Source organism: Priestia sp. TRN 1309, from assembly GCF_050846875.1.
Lineage (GTDB): Bacteria > Bacillota > Bacilli > Bacillales > Bacillaceae_H > Priestia > Priestia zanthoxyli.
Genome location: NZ_JBOZGM010000006.1, coordinates 150,190 through 164,914 on the forward strand (window position 1 = coordinate 150,190; position 14,725 = coordinate 164,914).

A 14,725-nucleotide genomic window follows, 5' to 3' on the forward strand; every position below is an offset into this window, starting at 1 on the left:
TTTAACGAACGGGAATATTTAAGATGCTTCCTTCTTCCAGCTCATATTCATCTCCTAAATTATTCACTCGTAAAATGTTTTGTACATTCGTATTATAGCGGTTTGCTATCGTATCAAGCGAATCTCCGTCTTGAACAATACAAAGCTTCCACGTTGAAAAAGCTTCTTCTTCCCGCGAAAAGAGCTTTGTTAAATAAAGGGCGTTTTCATTTCGGCCGCTTTCATTTTCTTCTTTCCGAAATTCAACAATAATCTTTTCCTTTTCTTGCTCAGCCTCTTGTTGAACGTCAGCATACGTATTTAATTCACTAGCTTGCGATTCTTCGAAGCTTTCTTGCTCTTGACGAAGCTGAAAGAGCTCAATCACGTTGTCTTCTCTTTCTTCCTCGATTGGTGCCTCTTTTTTCACTTCGACTTCAAATGGTTCATATGCTTCCTCTTCATATTCCACGACCGGCTCAGCACGAGATTCTTTTTTAAATACAGATGAAAAATAACTAGGAGGCTTTTCTGAATGATCTTCTTCAATAGCCTCTGCCTCTAAAAGTGCGGGAGCTTCACGATAGCTTACGTCAAACTCTTGCTCCTCTTGTTTCTCTTCTTCTTGAGCAAAGTTTTCAGTATATACCTCTTCAGCATCGTCTGCTTCTTCATAGGAGACGATGTGCTGTTCTTCCGCAAACTCTTCCTCTTCTTCTCGTTCTTGTTCTTCATGCTGTTCCCCGTACAATCCTGTGATGGACAAGTCAGCCATTAGCTGCAGCTGATTTGTGCCTGGTAATTCATAATCAAATAAATCAATAGATACATATACATCTTCAATACTTTGAATACGATTTTTAGGAATGGTAATATCAACAGGAAATTGATGTGATAATTCAGCCGTTCCGTCTTCACGGACAGAGATAGATTGCACTTGATTCTCATTTGTATATTCGCGTAACGAGTGCTCTCCCTCGTACGTTTCGTATTCACCTGTTAATTGTAATGCTCCTCGAATAGACACATATTGGTCATATTCTTGAATAGATACTTGAGGCTCTAAGGAGATAGACAAAAGTTGTGAGACTTCCTGTCCTTTTTGAAACCATACTGATTCTTCTACGGAAAAACGCAGACATGATAAATTATCCTGCGACAAATTGTTCTCCCCCTTCCAACACCCGCCAGGTAATAGCGCGGTCATTAAAGATGTATGAACAAATAAATTAAAATATGTCTTGAAAACTAAAAAAGCTTACGGAATCCTCCGTAAGCTTCTTTATAAAAGTTATTTCTATTTAGCTGTTTATCCACGCAACTTTGAAAAAGCTTTTTCAGCTGCTGCAATTGTATGTTCAATGTCTGCATCTGTATGAGAAGTTGATAAAAACATTCCTTCGAATTGAGAAGGAGGTAAAAACACGCCTTCATTAGCCATTTCACGATAGTAAGCTGCAAAATAATCTAAATTCGATGTTTTCGCTGTTTCGTAATTTATGACCTGTTCGTTTGTGAAGAAGAAACCGATCATTGAACCAGCTCGGTTTACGGTAAACGGCACATCATATTTTTCAGCTGCTGCCATCAATCCTTCTTCTAAGCGATCTGCTTTACGAATGAACTCATCGTAGGATTGAGGTGTCAGCTGTGTTAATGTCTCGTATCCAGCTGTCATCGCAAGCGGATTACCTGATAATGTACCTGCTTGATAAATCGGGCCGCTTGGTGCAACTCGCTCCATAATTTCAGCTTTACCACCGTAAGCACCTACTGGTAAACCACCACCGATTACTTTTCCTAAGCAAGTTAAGTCAGGCGTAATGTTGTAGTAGCCCTGTGCACAGTTGTACGCTACGCGGAACCCTGTCATTACTTCATCAAAAATGAGCAGTGAGCCATATTCTGATGTGATATCACGAAGCCCTTGTAAGAAACCGGGCTGAGGTGGTACCACACCCATATTTCCTGCTACCGGTTCAACGATTACTCCGGCAATGTCATCTCCGAATTCTTTAAAAGCATATTGTACGCTTTCTAAATCATTGTACGGCACTGTAATCGTGTTTTTAGCGATTCCTTCAGGCACTCCCGGGCTATCTGGTAGGCCTAACGTTGCAACGCCTGAGCCAGCTTTAATGAGAAGAGAGTCACCGTGTCCATGGTAACAGCCTTCAAATTTTAAAATTTTGTTGCGGCCCGTATAGCCACGCGCTAAACGCAGTGCGCTCATCGTTGCTTCCGTACCTGAACTCACCATACGGACGATTTCGATTGAAGGAACGCGCTCAATCACAACTTTAGCGAGCTCATTTTCAATTAATGTTGGTGCACCAAAGCTTGTACCAGATTCCGTTACTTTTTTTACTGCTTCAACTACTTGATCGTTGGAATGTCCGTGAATTAAAGGTCCCCATGATAAGACGTAGTCAATATATTTGTTGCCGTCAATATCGTAAATCGTAGCGCCTTTTCCTCGTTCCATAAAAATAGGATCCATATCTACTGATTTAAATGCACGAACAGGACTGTTTACTCCACCCGGCATTAGTTGCTGCGCTTCTAAAAAAGCTGCTTTTGACTTTTCATAACTTCTCATGTGTAAGCCTCCTTAATTACTTGTCAGATAACCAGCGTGCTGCGTCTTTAGCATGATACGTTACAATTAAATCCGCTCCTGCACGCTTCATGCTAATTAATTTTTCAAGAACAATCTCTTTTTCATTTACCCAGCCGTTTTGAGCTGCCGCTTTAATCATTGAATATTCACCGCTCACATTATAAGCCACTACAGGTAAATTAAACGTATTTTTCACATCGCGCATAATATCTAAATATGATAGAGCTGGTTTTACAATTAAGAAATCTGCTCCTTCTTCGACATCAGATTCCGCTTCTCGAAGTGCCTCTAAGCGATTAGCTGGGTCCATTTGATATGTTTTACGGTCTCCAAATTGAGGAGAAGAATGCGCTGCATCACGGAATGGTCCGTAAAAAGCAGATGCATATTTAACAGCATAAGACATCACCGGCACATCTTCAAATCCAGCTTCGTCTAGACCGTGGCGAATAGCTGCCACGAAACCGTCCATCATGTTTGAAGGCGCAATAATATCCGCTCCTGCTTTAGCTTGACTAACCGCTGTACGCGCTAATAAGTCAAGGCTAGGATCGTTTAAGATTTTTCCGTCTTCAATTACACCACAGTGGCCATGATCTGTGTATTGACACAAGCATGTATCTGCGATAACAACAAAATCTGGAAAATTTTCTTTAATTTGACGAATACCTTTTTGGACAATTCCGTGGTCATGGTATGCCTGTGAGCCGACCGCATCTTTTTCAGCGGGAACACCAAATACCATAGCTGACTTGATTCCTAAATCGACTAACTCTTGGATTTCATCATTCAAGTAGTCTAAAGAAATTTGATCCACACCTGGCATTGATTTTACAGCATTTCTTTTTTGTTCACCTTCTACAATAAAAATAGGATATATAAAGTCTTCCGGATGTAAATGTGTTTCACGTACAAGCGCACGCATATTTACAGAATTACGAAGACGACGATGACGTGTAAATTGTAAATCTTTCATGTTAAAATCCTCCTTTATTATTCAAAACAACTAACCAACATATCTATCATACCATTTATTGTGTATGTGTTAGGAACAAGATGCTTAATTCCATATTCGCTCGCTGTCTGACTCGTAATAGGACCGATGCAAACAACTTTGGTTTCATTTATAAGCTCAAGCCAATTCGGAATATCTTTAACTGACTCGACAAAAAATCTCACTGTAGAAGAACTTGTAAAAGTAATGGCATCAATTCCTGTTTCTAAATGTTGCTTAACCAAGCGTTCAGAGCCTTGATTTCGAATGGTCTGATATACAACTAAATCCGTTACCTCACACTCTTTTAACCCATCTTTTAAAACAGAGCGGGCTAATTGTCCTCGTACAAGGAGAACTCGCTCGTGATGTAACACATTTGCTTTTAACGACTCAAGAAGTGATTCGGCAACGTATTCTTTTGGAACAAGTTGCACGTTAACATCGTATTTTTCCAGCAATTTTGCGGTTTTTTCTCCAACCGCAGCCACTTTTAATCTTTTTAAAGCACTCCGACTGATATTTAACTCTTTTAGCCATTCAAAGAAAAAAGAAATGCCGTTTTGACTTGTAAAAACAATCCAATCAAAACAGTCAATCGACAGCAGGACATCTTCCACTTCTTTTTCATTGTTAGAGCGTGCAAACGTGAGGACTGGTAAGCTTAAAGGTATGCCTCCAAGCTTTTTAATCTGTGCTGCAAATGAATGAGCCTGCTTCGCTTCTCTTGTAATCAAAACTTTTTTCAAAAAAAGAGGAGCCTCATGACTCATTATTTGTCCAGCTCCTCTTTTACGCGGTCAATTAAAAGCTTAGCTCCTTGAGATGTTAAGCGACTAGCAGCTTCTGAACCGATAGCAACGGGGTCTTTTCCCGTAATGTGCTCTTTATAAATCGTTTTGCCATCAGGAGATGCGACTAGCGACGTTAGCTCAATATTTCCACCGTCTACTATACGCCCATATCCCGCAATCGGCACTTGGCATCCGCCTTCCATCTCTTTTAAAAATACGCGTTCAGCTCTAACAGCACGAGCCGTTTCATCATGATTTAAAGTTTGAAGAAGCGATAATAATTCATCGTCATTTTCTCGGCATTCGATAGCTAAAGCTCCTTGTCCTACAGCAGGAACACTTATTTCTGGCTCTAGGTACTGAGTGACCGTATCTCTCGACCAGCCCATACGAGATAGTCCTGCAGCGGCCAAGATAATCGCATCGTAATCTTCATTTTTTAATTTTTCTAGGCGTGTATCGATATTTCCTCGAATCCATTTAATTTCGATATCTGAACGCATAGATAGAAGCTGTGCCCCTCGACGCAAGCTGCTTGTCCCAATCACAGCACCGCTTGGCAGCTCCTCAAATCGCTCACCATTTTTTGAAATAAGCGCATCACGGTGATCTTCTCGTAAAGGAATACATCCAATCGTTAATCCTTCTGGCAAAACAGCCGGCATATCTTTCATACTATGAACGGCCATATCAATTTCTTTATCTAACATGGCTTGTTCAATTTCTTTTACAAAAAGACCTTTACCGCCTACTTTGGACAGCGTTACATTTAAAATTTTGTCCCCTTTTGTCACCATTTCTTTAATTTCAAACTCAAAAGGAAGACCTTGTTTTTTTAACTGTTCAATGACCCACTTGGTCTGTGTTAACGCAAGTTTGCTTCGACGAGAGCCGACAATAATTTTTCGCATGTTGTCCTCCTAATTACGAACCCCAAAAGTGAAAATTCGATAAACTGCCAAATAAAAAGAAATTAATAAGTAAGACTAAGAACAATCCAATATTCCACATCGCGATTGCCTTTCCTTGAATACCTCTACGCAGTCTAGCATACAAGTAAGCGCTGTATGCAACAAACATTAAAAATGAACCTAACACTTTTGTATCGTACCAATGAAAATCTACGTATTTAATATAAGCCCATATGATTCCTAAGATTAACGAAAGCAATAACAGCGGTACACCAATTAAAATTAATACATAGGACATGTAATCTAGCTTTGTTAAATCTTCAATTCTTAGCAAGCGCTTGCCCCATTTCTTCTTTTTCAATAAATTATACTGAACAAGATACAGAGCAGAAAAAACAAAAGAAACTGAAAAAGCGCCGTAAGATAAAATAGCCATGGTAATATGGATGATTAATAATTCTGACACAAGGCGCTCCGACTGGACAGCTGTGTATGTTTCAAGTGGAGCAAACGTATGAATAGCCATAATTAAGAAACCAATCACATTTGTAAAAAACACCATAAAATCAACGCGGAACAGGCGATTAATCACAAGTGAAAGAGTAATTAACACCCACGCGTAAAAATACAGCCCTTCAGAAACAGTAAGAATAGGAAACCTTCCCGTCTCAAACATTCGTAAAATTAAAAAGGCTGTTTGCAAAACCCATACAATAGAAAGTAACCAGAAGGCTATCGAGTTTGCCTTCCGGTTATTTTGTACAAAATCAATAAAATATAATAAAACGCTCACCGCGTATAAAATCACAATCAATTCATAGATTCTGGTTAATTCCATATCAACCATTATTCAATCCTCACTTAAGACTGATAAGCTACTGAATGAGACGTAATCGATGTATGAAGCTGCTCTTCTTTTTCTTTTTGCAAAGCAACTTCCTGTTCAATATTAAAAATCTTCATGAACAGCTCTAAAGACTCTTCAGCATGTTTCTCTCCAGCCAATTCTTTCGCGTGTAAAATTGGATCGCGAAGAAGTTGATTAATTATACTTTTTGTATGTTTATTTAACACTTTGCGCTCACGCTCAGATAAATCTGGGAGCTTACGATCAATGCTTTTCATCGTTTCAGCTTGAATGGTAAGTGCTTTTTGACGAAGTGCAGAAATAACAGGTACAACGCCTAATGTACCAAGCCAAGACTTGAAAGCAACAATTTCAGCTTCAAGCATAATTTCAATTTCATCCGCAGCTTTTTGACGCTCTTGCAAATTAGATTCTACAATCCCGTTTAAATCGTCGATATCGTATAAAAAGACCGTCTCTAGCTCATCTAGTTCTGGATCTAAGTCACGCGGAACGGCGATGTCTACCATAAACAATGGACGACCTTTACGCGTACGCTCTGCTTCACTCATCATTCGTTTCGTTACTACATAGTCATTAGCTCCTGTTGAACTAATTAAAATATCTGCTTCGCTTAAAGCATGTTGAAGATCAGCAAATGGTTTGGCTTCTCCAGAAAAACGGTTTGCTAGCTCCTGTGCCTTTTCAAATGTTCGATTCACTACCGTTACTTTTTTAGCTCCGCTGCCATATAAATTCTGCACGGCCAGCTGACCCATTTTTCCCGCACCAAGAATCAATACGTGTTTAGATGATAAGTCTCCAAAAATCTTTTTAGCAAGCTCTACGGCTGCATAGCTGACAGAAACTGCATTCGCACCAATTTCTGTTTCATGATGAGCTTTTTTGGCTAATGTCACAGCTTGTTTAAACAGCTGATTAAAAACCGTTCCAATTGTTTCTTCTTGAGCAAGCAAAAAGCTTGAACGCACTTGTCCAAGAATTTGTGTTTCACCAATCACCATTGAATCTAATCCACATGCTACTCGGTATAAGTGTTCGATGGCTCCATCATTTTCATAGATCGTTAAATAAGGCGAAAACTCTTCTTTATCTATTCCGAACCATTCAGCTAAAAATGCTTTTACATAATAACGGCCCGTGTGTAATTGATCAACAACAGCATAAATTTCCGTACGATTGCATGTTGAAACAATGATGTTCTCCAAAATGCTTTTTTGGCCGCTTAACGTTTTCATGGCAGATGCTAATTCTTGCTCATTAAAACTAAGCTTTTCTCTTATTTCAACAGGGGCTGTTCGAAAGTTTAAGCCGACTGCTATAATATGCATTTGTACATACCCCCTATAATTGAAATGTGCTTATTTATCCGAATTTGACGGGCAGTAACCCCTAAATTTCCAAAGAGCTACAGTGAGATAACTGCCCGTAAAATCCGGCGTTCTTCATTCTACTATTCGTAAAATCCGGCGGACATTACACAGATGTAATCTTCGCCTTATCTCTAACTATTATAACATGTTCTATAAGTCATTCGAAAAAAAAATGTGAACAGTCTTTGAAAACATGTGTTAAGATATTAACTGTTATTCCGTAATAAATTGTATCAAAAAAGCAGCGTTTTATCACGTTTTCTGTTTTGAAACACCTGGAGGTTACTATGAAAAAGCAATCAATGTTTTTTGGTGTCTTACTAGTTGGATTTGGAATCTTTTTCTTACTGAATGAACTACATATGAGCATTGCAGCAAAGGTATACACGTGGCCTGTACTGTTAATTTTAATAGGAGCGGCACTGTTAACTGAGTCTGCTTTATCTCAAGATCATTCAAACTTGCTTGCAAGTTACATATTAATCACTTTAGGTATTCATTTCTATGTAAGTGAACAAATTCCCTTTTGGCCTACGAATATTAGCATGGTCGTTTTTATGGTGGCCATTAGCTTTTTACTCAGTGCTAGAAAAGCCAAATCGGGCTTTTTCCAAGGCGGCACCCTTTTAATTATTGCCATTTTAATGATGTTTTCAGACCGTCTTAAACTATTTTTGCCAAAAGTTGAAGACGGCGTAAATTATTTAACAACCTTCTGGCCTATTTTATTGTTACTAGTTGGGCTATATTTATTATTTTTCAAACGAAAGTAATCTATGTAAACAAGTTAAAAAAATGGAACGTTTGACTCACTTCCTGGTAGAGTGATGATAAACGTTCCATTTTTTTAGCTTCTATTCCTTTGTTTAGTGAGTCATGCGATACTGCAAAGATTTCCACGCTTTATCTTTTCCTTCACCTGTTTCAGATGAGAAATGAATTAATTCATCATTTGGATCTAAATCCAGCGTTTCTCTCACTACTTTTAAGTGCTTCTGCCATTTTCCTTTAGGAATTTTATCGGCTTTCGTCGCAATAACCATAACGGGAAGGTCATGGTGCTTCAAAAACTCATACATCATAACGTCATCCTTTGAAGGAGCATGGCGTAGATCAACAATCATTAACACAGCTTTAAGCTGCTCACGATTTGTTAAATACGTTTCAATCATTTTCCCCCATGCTTCACGCTCTTTTTTAGACACTTTTGCAAATCCGTAGCCAGGTACGTCTACAAAGTGAAGGATTTCATTAATTAAAAAGAAGTTAAGCGTTTGAGTTTTTCCAGGCTTAGACGACGTACGCGCTAAGCTTTTGCGATTGAGCATCTTATTAATAAAAGATGATTTTCCTACATTTGAACGGCCTGCTAACGCAAATTCTGGCAGGTTTTCTTTAGGATATTGTTCAGGGCGTACGGCACTGATAACAATATCGGCTTGAGTTACTTTCATTTTACCTCTCCTACTAGCGCATGTTCCAATACTTGGTCCACATGTGACACAAGAACGATGTCTAATTCCTCTTGTACACTGTCAGGGATATCTTCAATATCACGTTCATTATCGTGAGGGATTAATATTTTAGTTAATCCGGCACGGTGTGCACTAAGTGACTTTTCTTTTAAACCACCGATTGGTAATACGCGACCTCTTAGTGTAATTTCTCCTGTCATTCCTACTTCTCTACGCACTGGTTTACCCGTTAGTGCTGATACTAGAGCAGTGGCAATGGTAATTCCTGCAGAAGGTCCATCCTTTGGTACAGCTCCTTCTGGAACATGGATATGAATATCATGTTTTTCATAAAACTTCTCATCAATTCCTAGTTTCTCTGCATTTGAACGCACGTAGCTAAATGCCGCCTGAGCTGATTCTTTCATCACGTCTCCAAGCTTTCCGGTTAGCACTAGTCTTCCTTTACCAGGGGATAAGCTTACTTCAATGGCCAGCGTGTCTCCTCCTACAGTTGTGTAAGCAAGACCTGTAGCAACGCCAACTTGATCTTCCGTCTCAGCCTGTCCGTAGCGGAACCTAGGCTTACCAAGGAATTCTTCAAGCGTTTTGGCCGTCACCACCACGCGCTTTTTCTCACCAGAGACTACGATACGAGCTGCTTTTCGACAAATGGAAGCAATTTCGCGTTCAAGGTTACGAACACCAGCTTCTCTCGTATATAAACGTATGATTGCTGTTAAGGCGTCATCGCGAATCTGCAAATTGCCCTTTTGCAATCCGTGATTTTCTAGCTGGCGCAGCAATAGGTGACGCTTCGCGATTTCAAGCTTTTCCAGCTCCGTGTAACCAGCAATTTGAATAATTTCCATTCGATCGCGCAGCGGCCCCGGAATCGTAGCTAAGTTATTAGCTGTAGCCACGAACATCACTTTTGATAAATCATACGTTTCTTCTATATAGTGATCGCTGAAATTATGATTTTGTTCAGGATCCAATACTTCTAACAAAGCAGAAGACGGGTCTCCTCGGAAATCATTTGACATTTTATCGATTTCATCAAGCAGAAATACAGGGTTAATCGTTCCTGCTTTTTTCATTCCTTGAATAATGCGTCCAGGCATAGCTCCCACGTACGTGCGACGATGACCGCGGATTTCCGACTCATCTCTCACACCGCCTAGAGATACTCGTACAAAATGACGATCTAGAGACGTAGCAATTGAGCGGGCTAGGGATGTTTTCCCTACGCCAGGAGGTCCTGCTAAACATAAAATAGGGCCTTTAAGAGATTTTGTCAACTGCTGCACGGCTAGATATTCTAATACGCGTTCCTTCACTTTTTCAAGGCCATAGTGCTCATCGTTCAGCACTTGTTCAGCATTATGAATATTGAGCGTATCTTCCGTTTCGTTTGTCCAAGGTAGCGCAATCAACCACTCGATATAATTTCGAATGACTGAGCTTTCAGCGGAGGTAGCAGGAATTTTTTCATAGCGATCCAATTCTTTAAACGCCACTTGTTTGACATGGTCCGTCATCCCACTTGCTTCAATTTTTTCGCGAAGCGTTGCTACTTCTCCTGTCTTTCCTTCTTTGTCTCCAAGCTCTTTTTGAATCGCCTTCATTTGCTCACGAAGATAATACTCTTTCTGAGTGCGTTCCATTGATTTCTTTACACGCTGTCCAATTTTTTTCTCCAGCTGCAAAACTTCTTGCTCATCTTGAATATGAGAAATGATCGTATTTAATCTTTCTTTCACATCAGTTGTTTCTAAAATTTCTTGTTTAAGCTGAATTTTTATTGGTAAATGAGAGGCTACAATATCTGCTAATCTTCCTGGTTCTTCAATGTCACTTACGGTTGAAAGAGTTTCAACGGACACCTTTTTGGAAAGTTTTATGTATTGTTCGAAATAGTCTAAAAGCGTGCGCATCAGCGCTTTATCTTCTACATCAACCTGATGTTCTTCATTTTGCTTTTCCACGTGTACAACAAAATATTCTTCGCTGTCTTCAAATTCTGTAACGGTTATGCGATTTAGTCCTTCTACTAAGACGCGCATCGTTCCATTCGGCAGCTTTAGCATTTGTTTAATTTTTGCCAACGTACCGGTTCTATATAAATCCTCTTTTGTTGGTTCATCGATACCCATATCTTTTTGTGATACTAAACAAACTAAGTGATCATCCATCATTGCTTTTTCTAATGCTTGCACAGATTTGTCTCGCCCAACATCTAAATGAAGCACCATTGTCGGATAGACGATCAAACCTCGTAAAGGCAGTAGCGGCATTGTCAATTTTTCTTTTTCTGCCATGCAATGAACACCTCCAATGCTCGTCAATTAAAGTATGTAAAGTGTGAATTCTTTTAACAATTTTATCTCATTTGTATACACATTGTCTAACAATAGTAATTACTAATTGTATCATGAGAAAGAATTAAAAGGCAAAATATATCTTTTTAAGCTCTTTTCATAAAAAAACGCCTTTTTCGTTGGCTGTGTATAAAGGTTTTATACGCGAAAAAGGCGATGAATATTCATCTGACCATTAATTTTTAATTATCATGATAGAATTAGCTAGATTCTCTATTTGGAATAGCTGGATCTACCGACAAATGTGCAACATGCTCATGTACAGACAATAGTGCTTGTTCAAACACCTCTGTTAAATGATGGACAGGAATAATATCGATACCTTTTACCTTTTCTACCATTGCATTCATATTTTCTTTTGGCACAATCACCGTCTGAACGCCTGCTTGTTTTGCTGCCTTGATTTTTGGAATTACGCCGCCAATTGGCTTTACGTTGCCGTGCAGACCAATTTCTCCTGTCATTGCTACCGTGTGTTTGATTGGGACTTCATAAATTGCTGAGTAGATCCCTGTTGCCATAGCAATACCAGCAGAAGGTCCATCGATTGGCACACCTCCCGGAAAATTCACGTGGATATCATACTCATCGGCTGGCACATCCATTGAGCGAAGAACCGTTATGACATTTTCAATTGAGCTTTTAGCCATACTTTTACGACGAATAGACTTCCCTTGAGTCCCTATACTTTCCTCTTCAACGATACCCGTAATAATAATGTTCCCTTTCTCTTTTGCAGGAATCGCTTTGACCTCAATTTCTAAAAGTGCTCCAGAGTTGGGCCCGTACACGGCTAATCCATTAATAAGCCCCACTTTTTCCTCATCTGCAATTTTCGGATCGTGTCTTGGAGATAGTTGACTAGAATGAACAATCCATTCAATATCTTCATTTTTAATGTCCGTTCGTTCCTCTGATATCGCTAGTCCAGCCGCAATTTGCATCATATTAACCGTTTCACGTCCATTGCGTGCATATGTAGAAAACAGAGATAAACCTTCTTCTGATATATCCATTCTGACTTTATTTGCTGCTTTTTTTGCAACTGTAATAATTTCGTCGCGATCAAGCTCACGGAAAAATACCTCTACGCATCTGGAACGAATGGCAGGCGGAATTTCATTAGGCGTTCTAGTCGTCGCACCAATCAAGCGAAAGTCGGCTGGTAAACCATTTTGAAAAATATCGTGAATATGTGTTGGAATTTGTGTATTTTCTTCGCTGTAATAGGCGCTTTCCATAAACACTTTTCGATCTTCTAGAACCTTTAACAGCTTATTCATCTGAATAGGATGGAGTTCTCCAATTTCATCAATAAATAAAATTCCCCCGTGTGCATCTGTAACTGCTCCTTGTTTTGGCTGCGGAATTCCAGCTTGGCCCATAGCGCCTGCGCCTTGGTAAATGGGGTCATGCACTGATCCAATTAAAGGATCTGCAATGCCTCGCTCATCAAAACGCGCCGTAGTTGCATCTAACTCTACAAATACAGCTGCTTGTTTAAAAGGTGATTTTTTATTTTTCTTTGCTTCTTCTAACACTAAACGTGCTGCTGCTGTTTTTCCTACTCCAGGCGGCCCGTATACAATAACGTGCTGTGGATTAGGACCGCAAAGGGCAGCCTTTAGTGACCGAATTCCATCTTCTTGTCCGACAATATCGGAGAAGCTAGACGGCCTCACACGTTCGGCAAGCGGCTCAGTTAAAGAGATGGCTCTCATCTTCTGCAGTTGCTCCATTTCTTTCTTTGAATCCCGGTCAATTGAGACTTTTTGCGTACGCTGATTGCGTAATAAATTCCAAAAATATAAGCCAATGATGATACCAAAAAAGAGTTGGACCATTAAGGCAATATTCGTCCAGTTCATAGATAAACCTCCTGCGCAGTTTAGTAAGATAATTATCAGTTATTATCTCCCTGCAGCAGTAGGAATAAACAAGATTCTAGTAAAAAGTAAAATTTAGTTGTCCTTCATCAACAGAAAAAAGCCGGGTACTCAAATTGAGTACCCGGCTTTTTTTATGCTGATGTTTTGCTGCCTTCTTGAATAGTAGATCCGTCTTCTAATACGAACTTAGGAGCCGCTTGATCACGAACTGTTTCACCTGTGATAATACATTTTGTAATATCATCACGTGAAGGAAGATCAAACATTACATCTAACATAATACCTTCAATGATTGAACGTAGACCACGAGCACCTGTTTTACGCTCGATTGCTTTTTTAGAAATTTCTACTAAAGCCTCGTCTTCGAACTCAAGTTCAACGTCATCAAGTTCAAGCATTTTTTGATATTGTTTCACTAGTGCATTTTTCGGTTTTGTTAAAATCTCAACTAGCGCTTCTTCATCAAGAGGCACTAAGCTAGCAGTAACCGGTAAACGACCAATAAACTCTGGAATTAAACCAAATTTTAATAAATCTTCCGGTAATACTTTTGCTAGTAACTCTTTTTCTGTAAAGTCTTGTTGTTTTGTTTCTGAACCGAAACCAATTACTTTTTTACCTAGACGGCGCTTAATAATAGGTTCGATTCCGTCAAACGCACCACCGCAAATAAATAAGATATTTGTTGTATCAATTTGAATAAATTCTTGATGAGGGTGTTTGCGTCCACCTTGAGGAGGAACACTTGCTACAGTACCTTCTAAGATTTTAAGAAGAGCCTGCTGCACACCTTCACCTGATACATCACGTGTAATAGATGGGTTTTCAGACTTACGCGCTACTTTATCAATTTCATCGATGTAGATGATACCTTTTTCAGCTTTCTCCACATCGTAATCAGCTGATTGAATTAATTTTAATAAGATGTTTTCAACATCTTCTCCTACATAACCCGCTTCTGTTAGAGATGTTGCATCTGCAATCGCAAACGGTACGTTTAAAATACGAGCCAATGTTTGAGCTAGTAAAGTTTTACCGCTTCCTGTAGGTCCAATTAATGCAATATTACTTTTTGATAACTCAACGTCATCAATTTTACTGTTTGAATTGATTCGTTTGTAATGGTTGTATACTGCAACAGATAACGATTTTTTCGCATCCTCTTGACCAATTACATACTCATCTAAAATGTCACGAATTTCTTTTGGTTTTGGTACATCTTTAAATTCTACTTCTTCTTCTGTACCTAACTCTTCTTCTACGATTTCCGTGCAAAGTTCAATACATTCATCGCATATGTAAACACCTGGACCCGCAACTAACTTGCGTACTTGTTCTTGTGTTTTACCACAAAATGAGCATTTTAACTGCCCTTTTTCATCGTTAAATTTAAACATAATTTTCACCCCTTGTAGTATTTACTAAAGTGCTCGAAGCTGATTTCTATCCGCGCTATAGCCCA

12 protein-coding genes are annotated in these 14,725 nt (G+C 39.2%); 1 reads left to right on the top strand and 11 read right to left on the bottom strand.

Annotated features, from left to right (window positions below):
• Position 1: 1 nt before the first annotated feature.
• The 7 genes from spoVID to hemA all read right to left on the bottom strand — a co-directional run bounded on the left by spoVID (position 2) and on the right by hemA (position 7,497).
• Positions 2-1,141: a stage VI sporulation protein D gene (gene spoVID / locus ACRPLQ_RS22270; RefSeq protein ID WP_028411727.1), complete on the bottom strand. Its 1,140-nt coding sequence runs from the start codon at positions 1,139-1,141 to the stop codon at positions 2-4.
• Between the two features lie 147 nt (positions 1,142-1,288).
• Complete coding sequence (gene hemL, locus ACRPLQ_RS22275) at positions 1,289-2,578, bottom strand: glutamate-1-semialdehyde 2,1-aminomutase (RefSeq protein ID WP_013059357.1); 1,290 nt, start codon at positions 2,576-2,578, stop codon at positions 1,289-1,291.
• 16 nt (positions 2,579-2,594) lie between these two features.
• Positions 2,595-3,575, bottom strand: coding sequence for a porphobilinogen synthase (gene hemB, locus ACRPLQ_RS22280; RefSeq protein WP_014458109.1), 981 nt, complete (start codon positions 3,573-3,575; stop codon positions 2,595-2,597).
• Positions 3,576-3,592: 17 nt separating this feature from the next.
• Positions 3,593-4,366, bottom strand: a complete 774-nt coding sequence (locus ACRPLQ_RS22285) for a uroporphyrinogen-III synthase (protein ID WP_049166235.1) — start codon at positions 4,364-4,366, stop codon at positions 3,593-3,595.
• The gene (hemC, locus tag ACRPLQ_RS22290; RefSeq protein ID WP_028411729.1) at positions 4,366-5,298 is read right to left on the bottom strand and encodes a hydroxymethylbilane synthase; all 933 of its coding nucleotides are present in this window, start codon (positions 5,296-5,298) and stop codon (positions 4,366-4,368) included. Before hemC ends, ACRPLQ_RS22285 begins: the two co-directional genes overlap by 1 nt.
• A gap of 13 nt (positions 5,299-5,311) precedes the next feature.
• On the bottom strand, positions 5,312-6,145 hold the full coding sequence (locus ACRPLQ_RS22295) for a cytochrome C assembly family protein (RefSeq protein WP_013059361.1): 834 nt from the start codon (positions 6,143-6,145) through the stop codon (positions 5,312-5,314).
• A gap of 14 nt (positions 6,146-6,159) precedes the next feature.
• Positions 6,160-7,497: a glutamyl-tRNA reductase gene (gene hemA / locus ACRPLQ_RS22300; protein ID WP_432236280.1), complete on the bottom strand. Its 1,338-nt coding sequence runs from the start codon at positions 7,495-7,497 to the stop codon at positions 6,160-6,162.
• 329 nt (positions 7,498-7,826) lie between these two features.
• On the opposite strand from hemA, the gene ACRPLQ_RS22305 reads away from it, so the two are divergent.
• Positions 7,827-8,312, top strand: a complete 486-nt coding sequence (locus ACRPLQ_RS22305; RefSeq protein WP_013059363.1) for a LiaF transmembrane domain-containing protein — start codon at positions 7,827-7,829, stop codon at positions 8,310-8,312.
• Between the two features lie 93 nt (positions 8,313-8,405).
• Here ACRPLQ_RS22305 and yihA read toward each other — a convergent pair whose 3' ends face one another.
• The 4 genes from yihA to clpX all read right to left on the bottom strand — a co-directional run bounded on the left by yihA (position 8,406) and on the right by clpX (position 14,660).
• Positions 8,406-8,993 carry a ribosome biogenesis GTP-binding protein YihA/YsxC gene (gene yihA, locus ACRPLQ_RS22310; protein WP_013059364.1) on the bottom strand — a complete coding sequence of 196 codons (588 nt, stop codon included), beginning with the start codon at positions 8,991-8,993 and terminating at the stop codon, positions 8,406-8,408.
• Positions 8,990-11,314: an endopeptidase La gene (gene lon, locus ACRPLQ_RS22315; RefSeq protein ID WP_432236281.1), complete on the bottom strand. Its 2,325-nt coding sequence runs from the start codon at positions 11,312-11,314 to the stop codon at positions 8,990-8,992. Before lon ends, yihA begins: the two co-directional genes overlap by 4 nt.
• Before the next feature lie 260 nt (positions 11,315-11,574).
• Positions 11,575-13,242, bottom strand: a complete 1,668-nt coding sequence (gene lonB, locus ACRPLQ_RS22320) for an ATP-dependent protease LonB (RefSeq protein WP_028411731.1) — start codon at positions 13,240-13,242, stop codon at positions 11,575-11,577.
• Positions 13,243-13,394: 152 nt separating this feature from the next.
• Positions 13,395-14,660, bottom strand: coding sequence for an ATP-dependent protease ATP-binding subunit ClpX (clpX, locus tag ACRPLQ_RS22325; protein ID WP_013059367.1), 1,266 nt, complete (start codon positions 14,658-14,660; stop codon positions 13,395-13,397).
• Between the last annotated feature and the right edge of the window lie 65 nt (positions 14,661-14,725).

Excerpts from the sequence above, each read along its gene's own strand:
- hemL (WP_013059357.1), bottom strand. The coding sequence starts at position 2,578 with ATGAGAAGTTATGAAAAGTCAAAAGCAGCTTTTTTAGAAGCGCAGCAA.
- hemB (WP_014458109.1), bottom strand. The coding sequence starts at position 3,575 with ATGAAAGATTTACAATTTACACGTCATCGTCGTCTTCGTAATTCTGTA.
- ACRPLQ_RS22285 (WP_049166235.1), bottom strand. The coding sequence starts at position 4,366 with ATGAGTCATGAGGCTCCTCTTTTTTTGAAAAAAGTTTTGATTACAAGA.
- hemC (WP_028411729.1), bottom strand. The coding sequence starts at position 5,298 with ATGCGAAAAATTATTGTCGGCTCTCGTCGAAGCAAACTTGCGTTAACA.
- ACRPLQ_RS22295 (WP_013059361.1), bottom strand. The coding sequence starts at position 6,145 with ATGGTTGATATGGAATTAACCAGAATCTATGAATTGATTGTGATTTTA.
- hemA (WP_432236280.1), bottom strand. The coding sequence starts at position 7,497 with ATGCATATTATAGCAGTCGGCTTAAACTTTCGAACAGCCCCTGTTGAA.
- ACRPLQ_RS22305 (WP_013059363.1), top strand. The coding sequence starts at position 7,827 with ATGAAAAAGCAATCAATGTTTTTTGGTGTCTTACTAGTTGGATTTGGA.
- yihA (WP_013059364.1), bottom strand. The coding sequence starts at position 8,993 with ATGAAAGTAACTCAAGCCGATATTGTTATCAGTGCCGTACGCCCTGAA.
- lon (WP_432236281.1), bottom strand. The coding sequence starts at position 11,314 with ATGGCAGAAAAAGAAAAATTGACAATGCCGCTACTGCCTTTACGAGGT.
- lonB (WP_028411731.1), bottom strand. The coding sequence starts at position 13,242 with ATGAACTGGACGAATATTGCCTTAATGGTCCAACTCTTTTTTGGTATC.
- clpX (WP_013059367.1), bottom strand. The coding sequence starts at position 14,660 with ATGTTTAAATTTAACGATGAAAAAGGGCAGTTAAAATGCTCATTTTGT.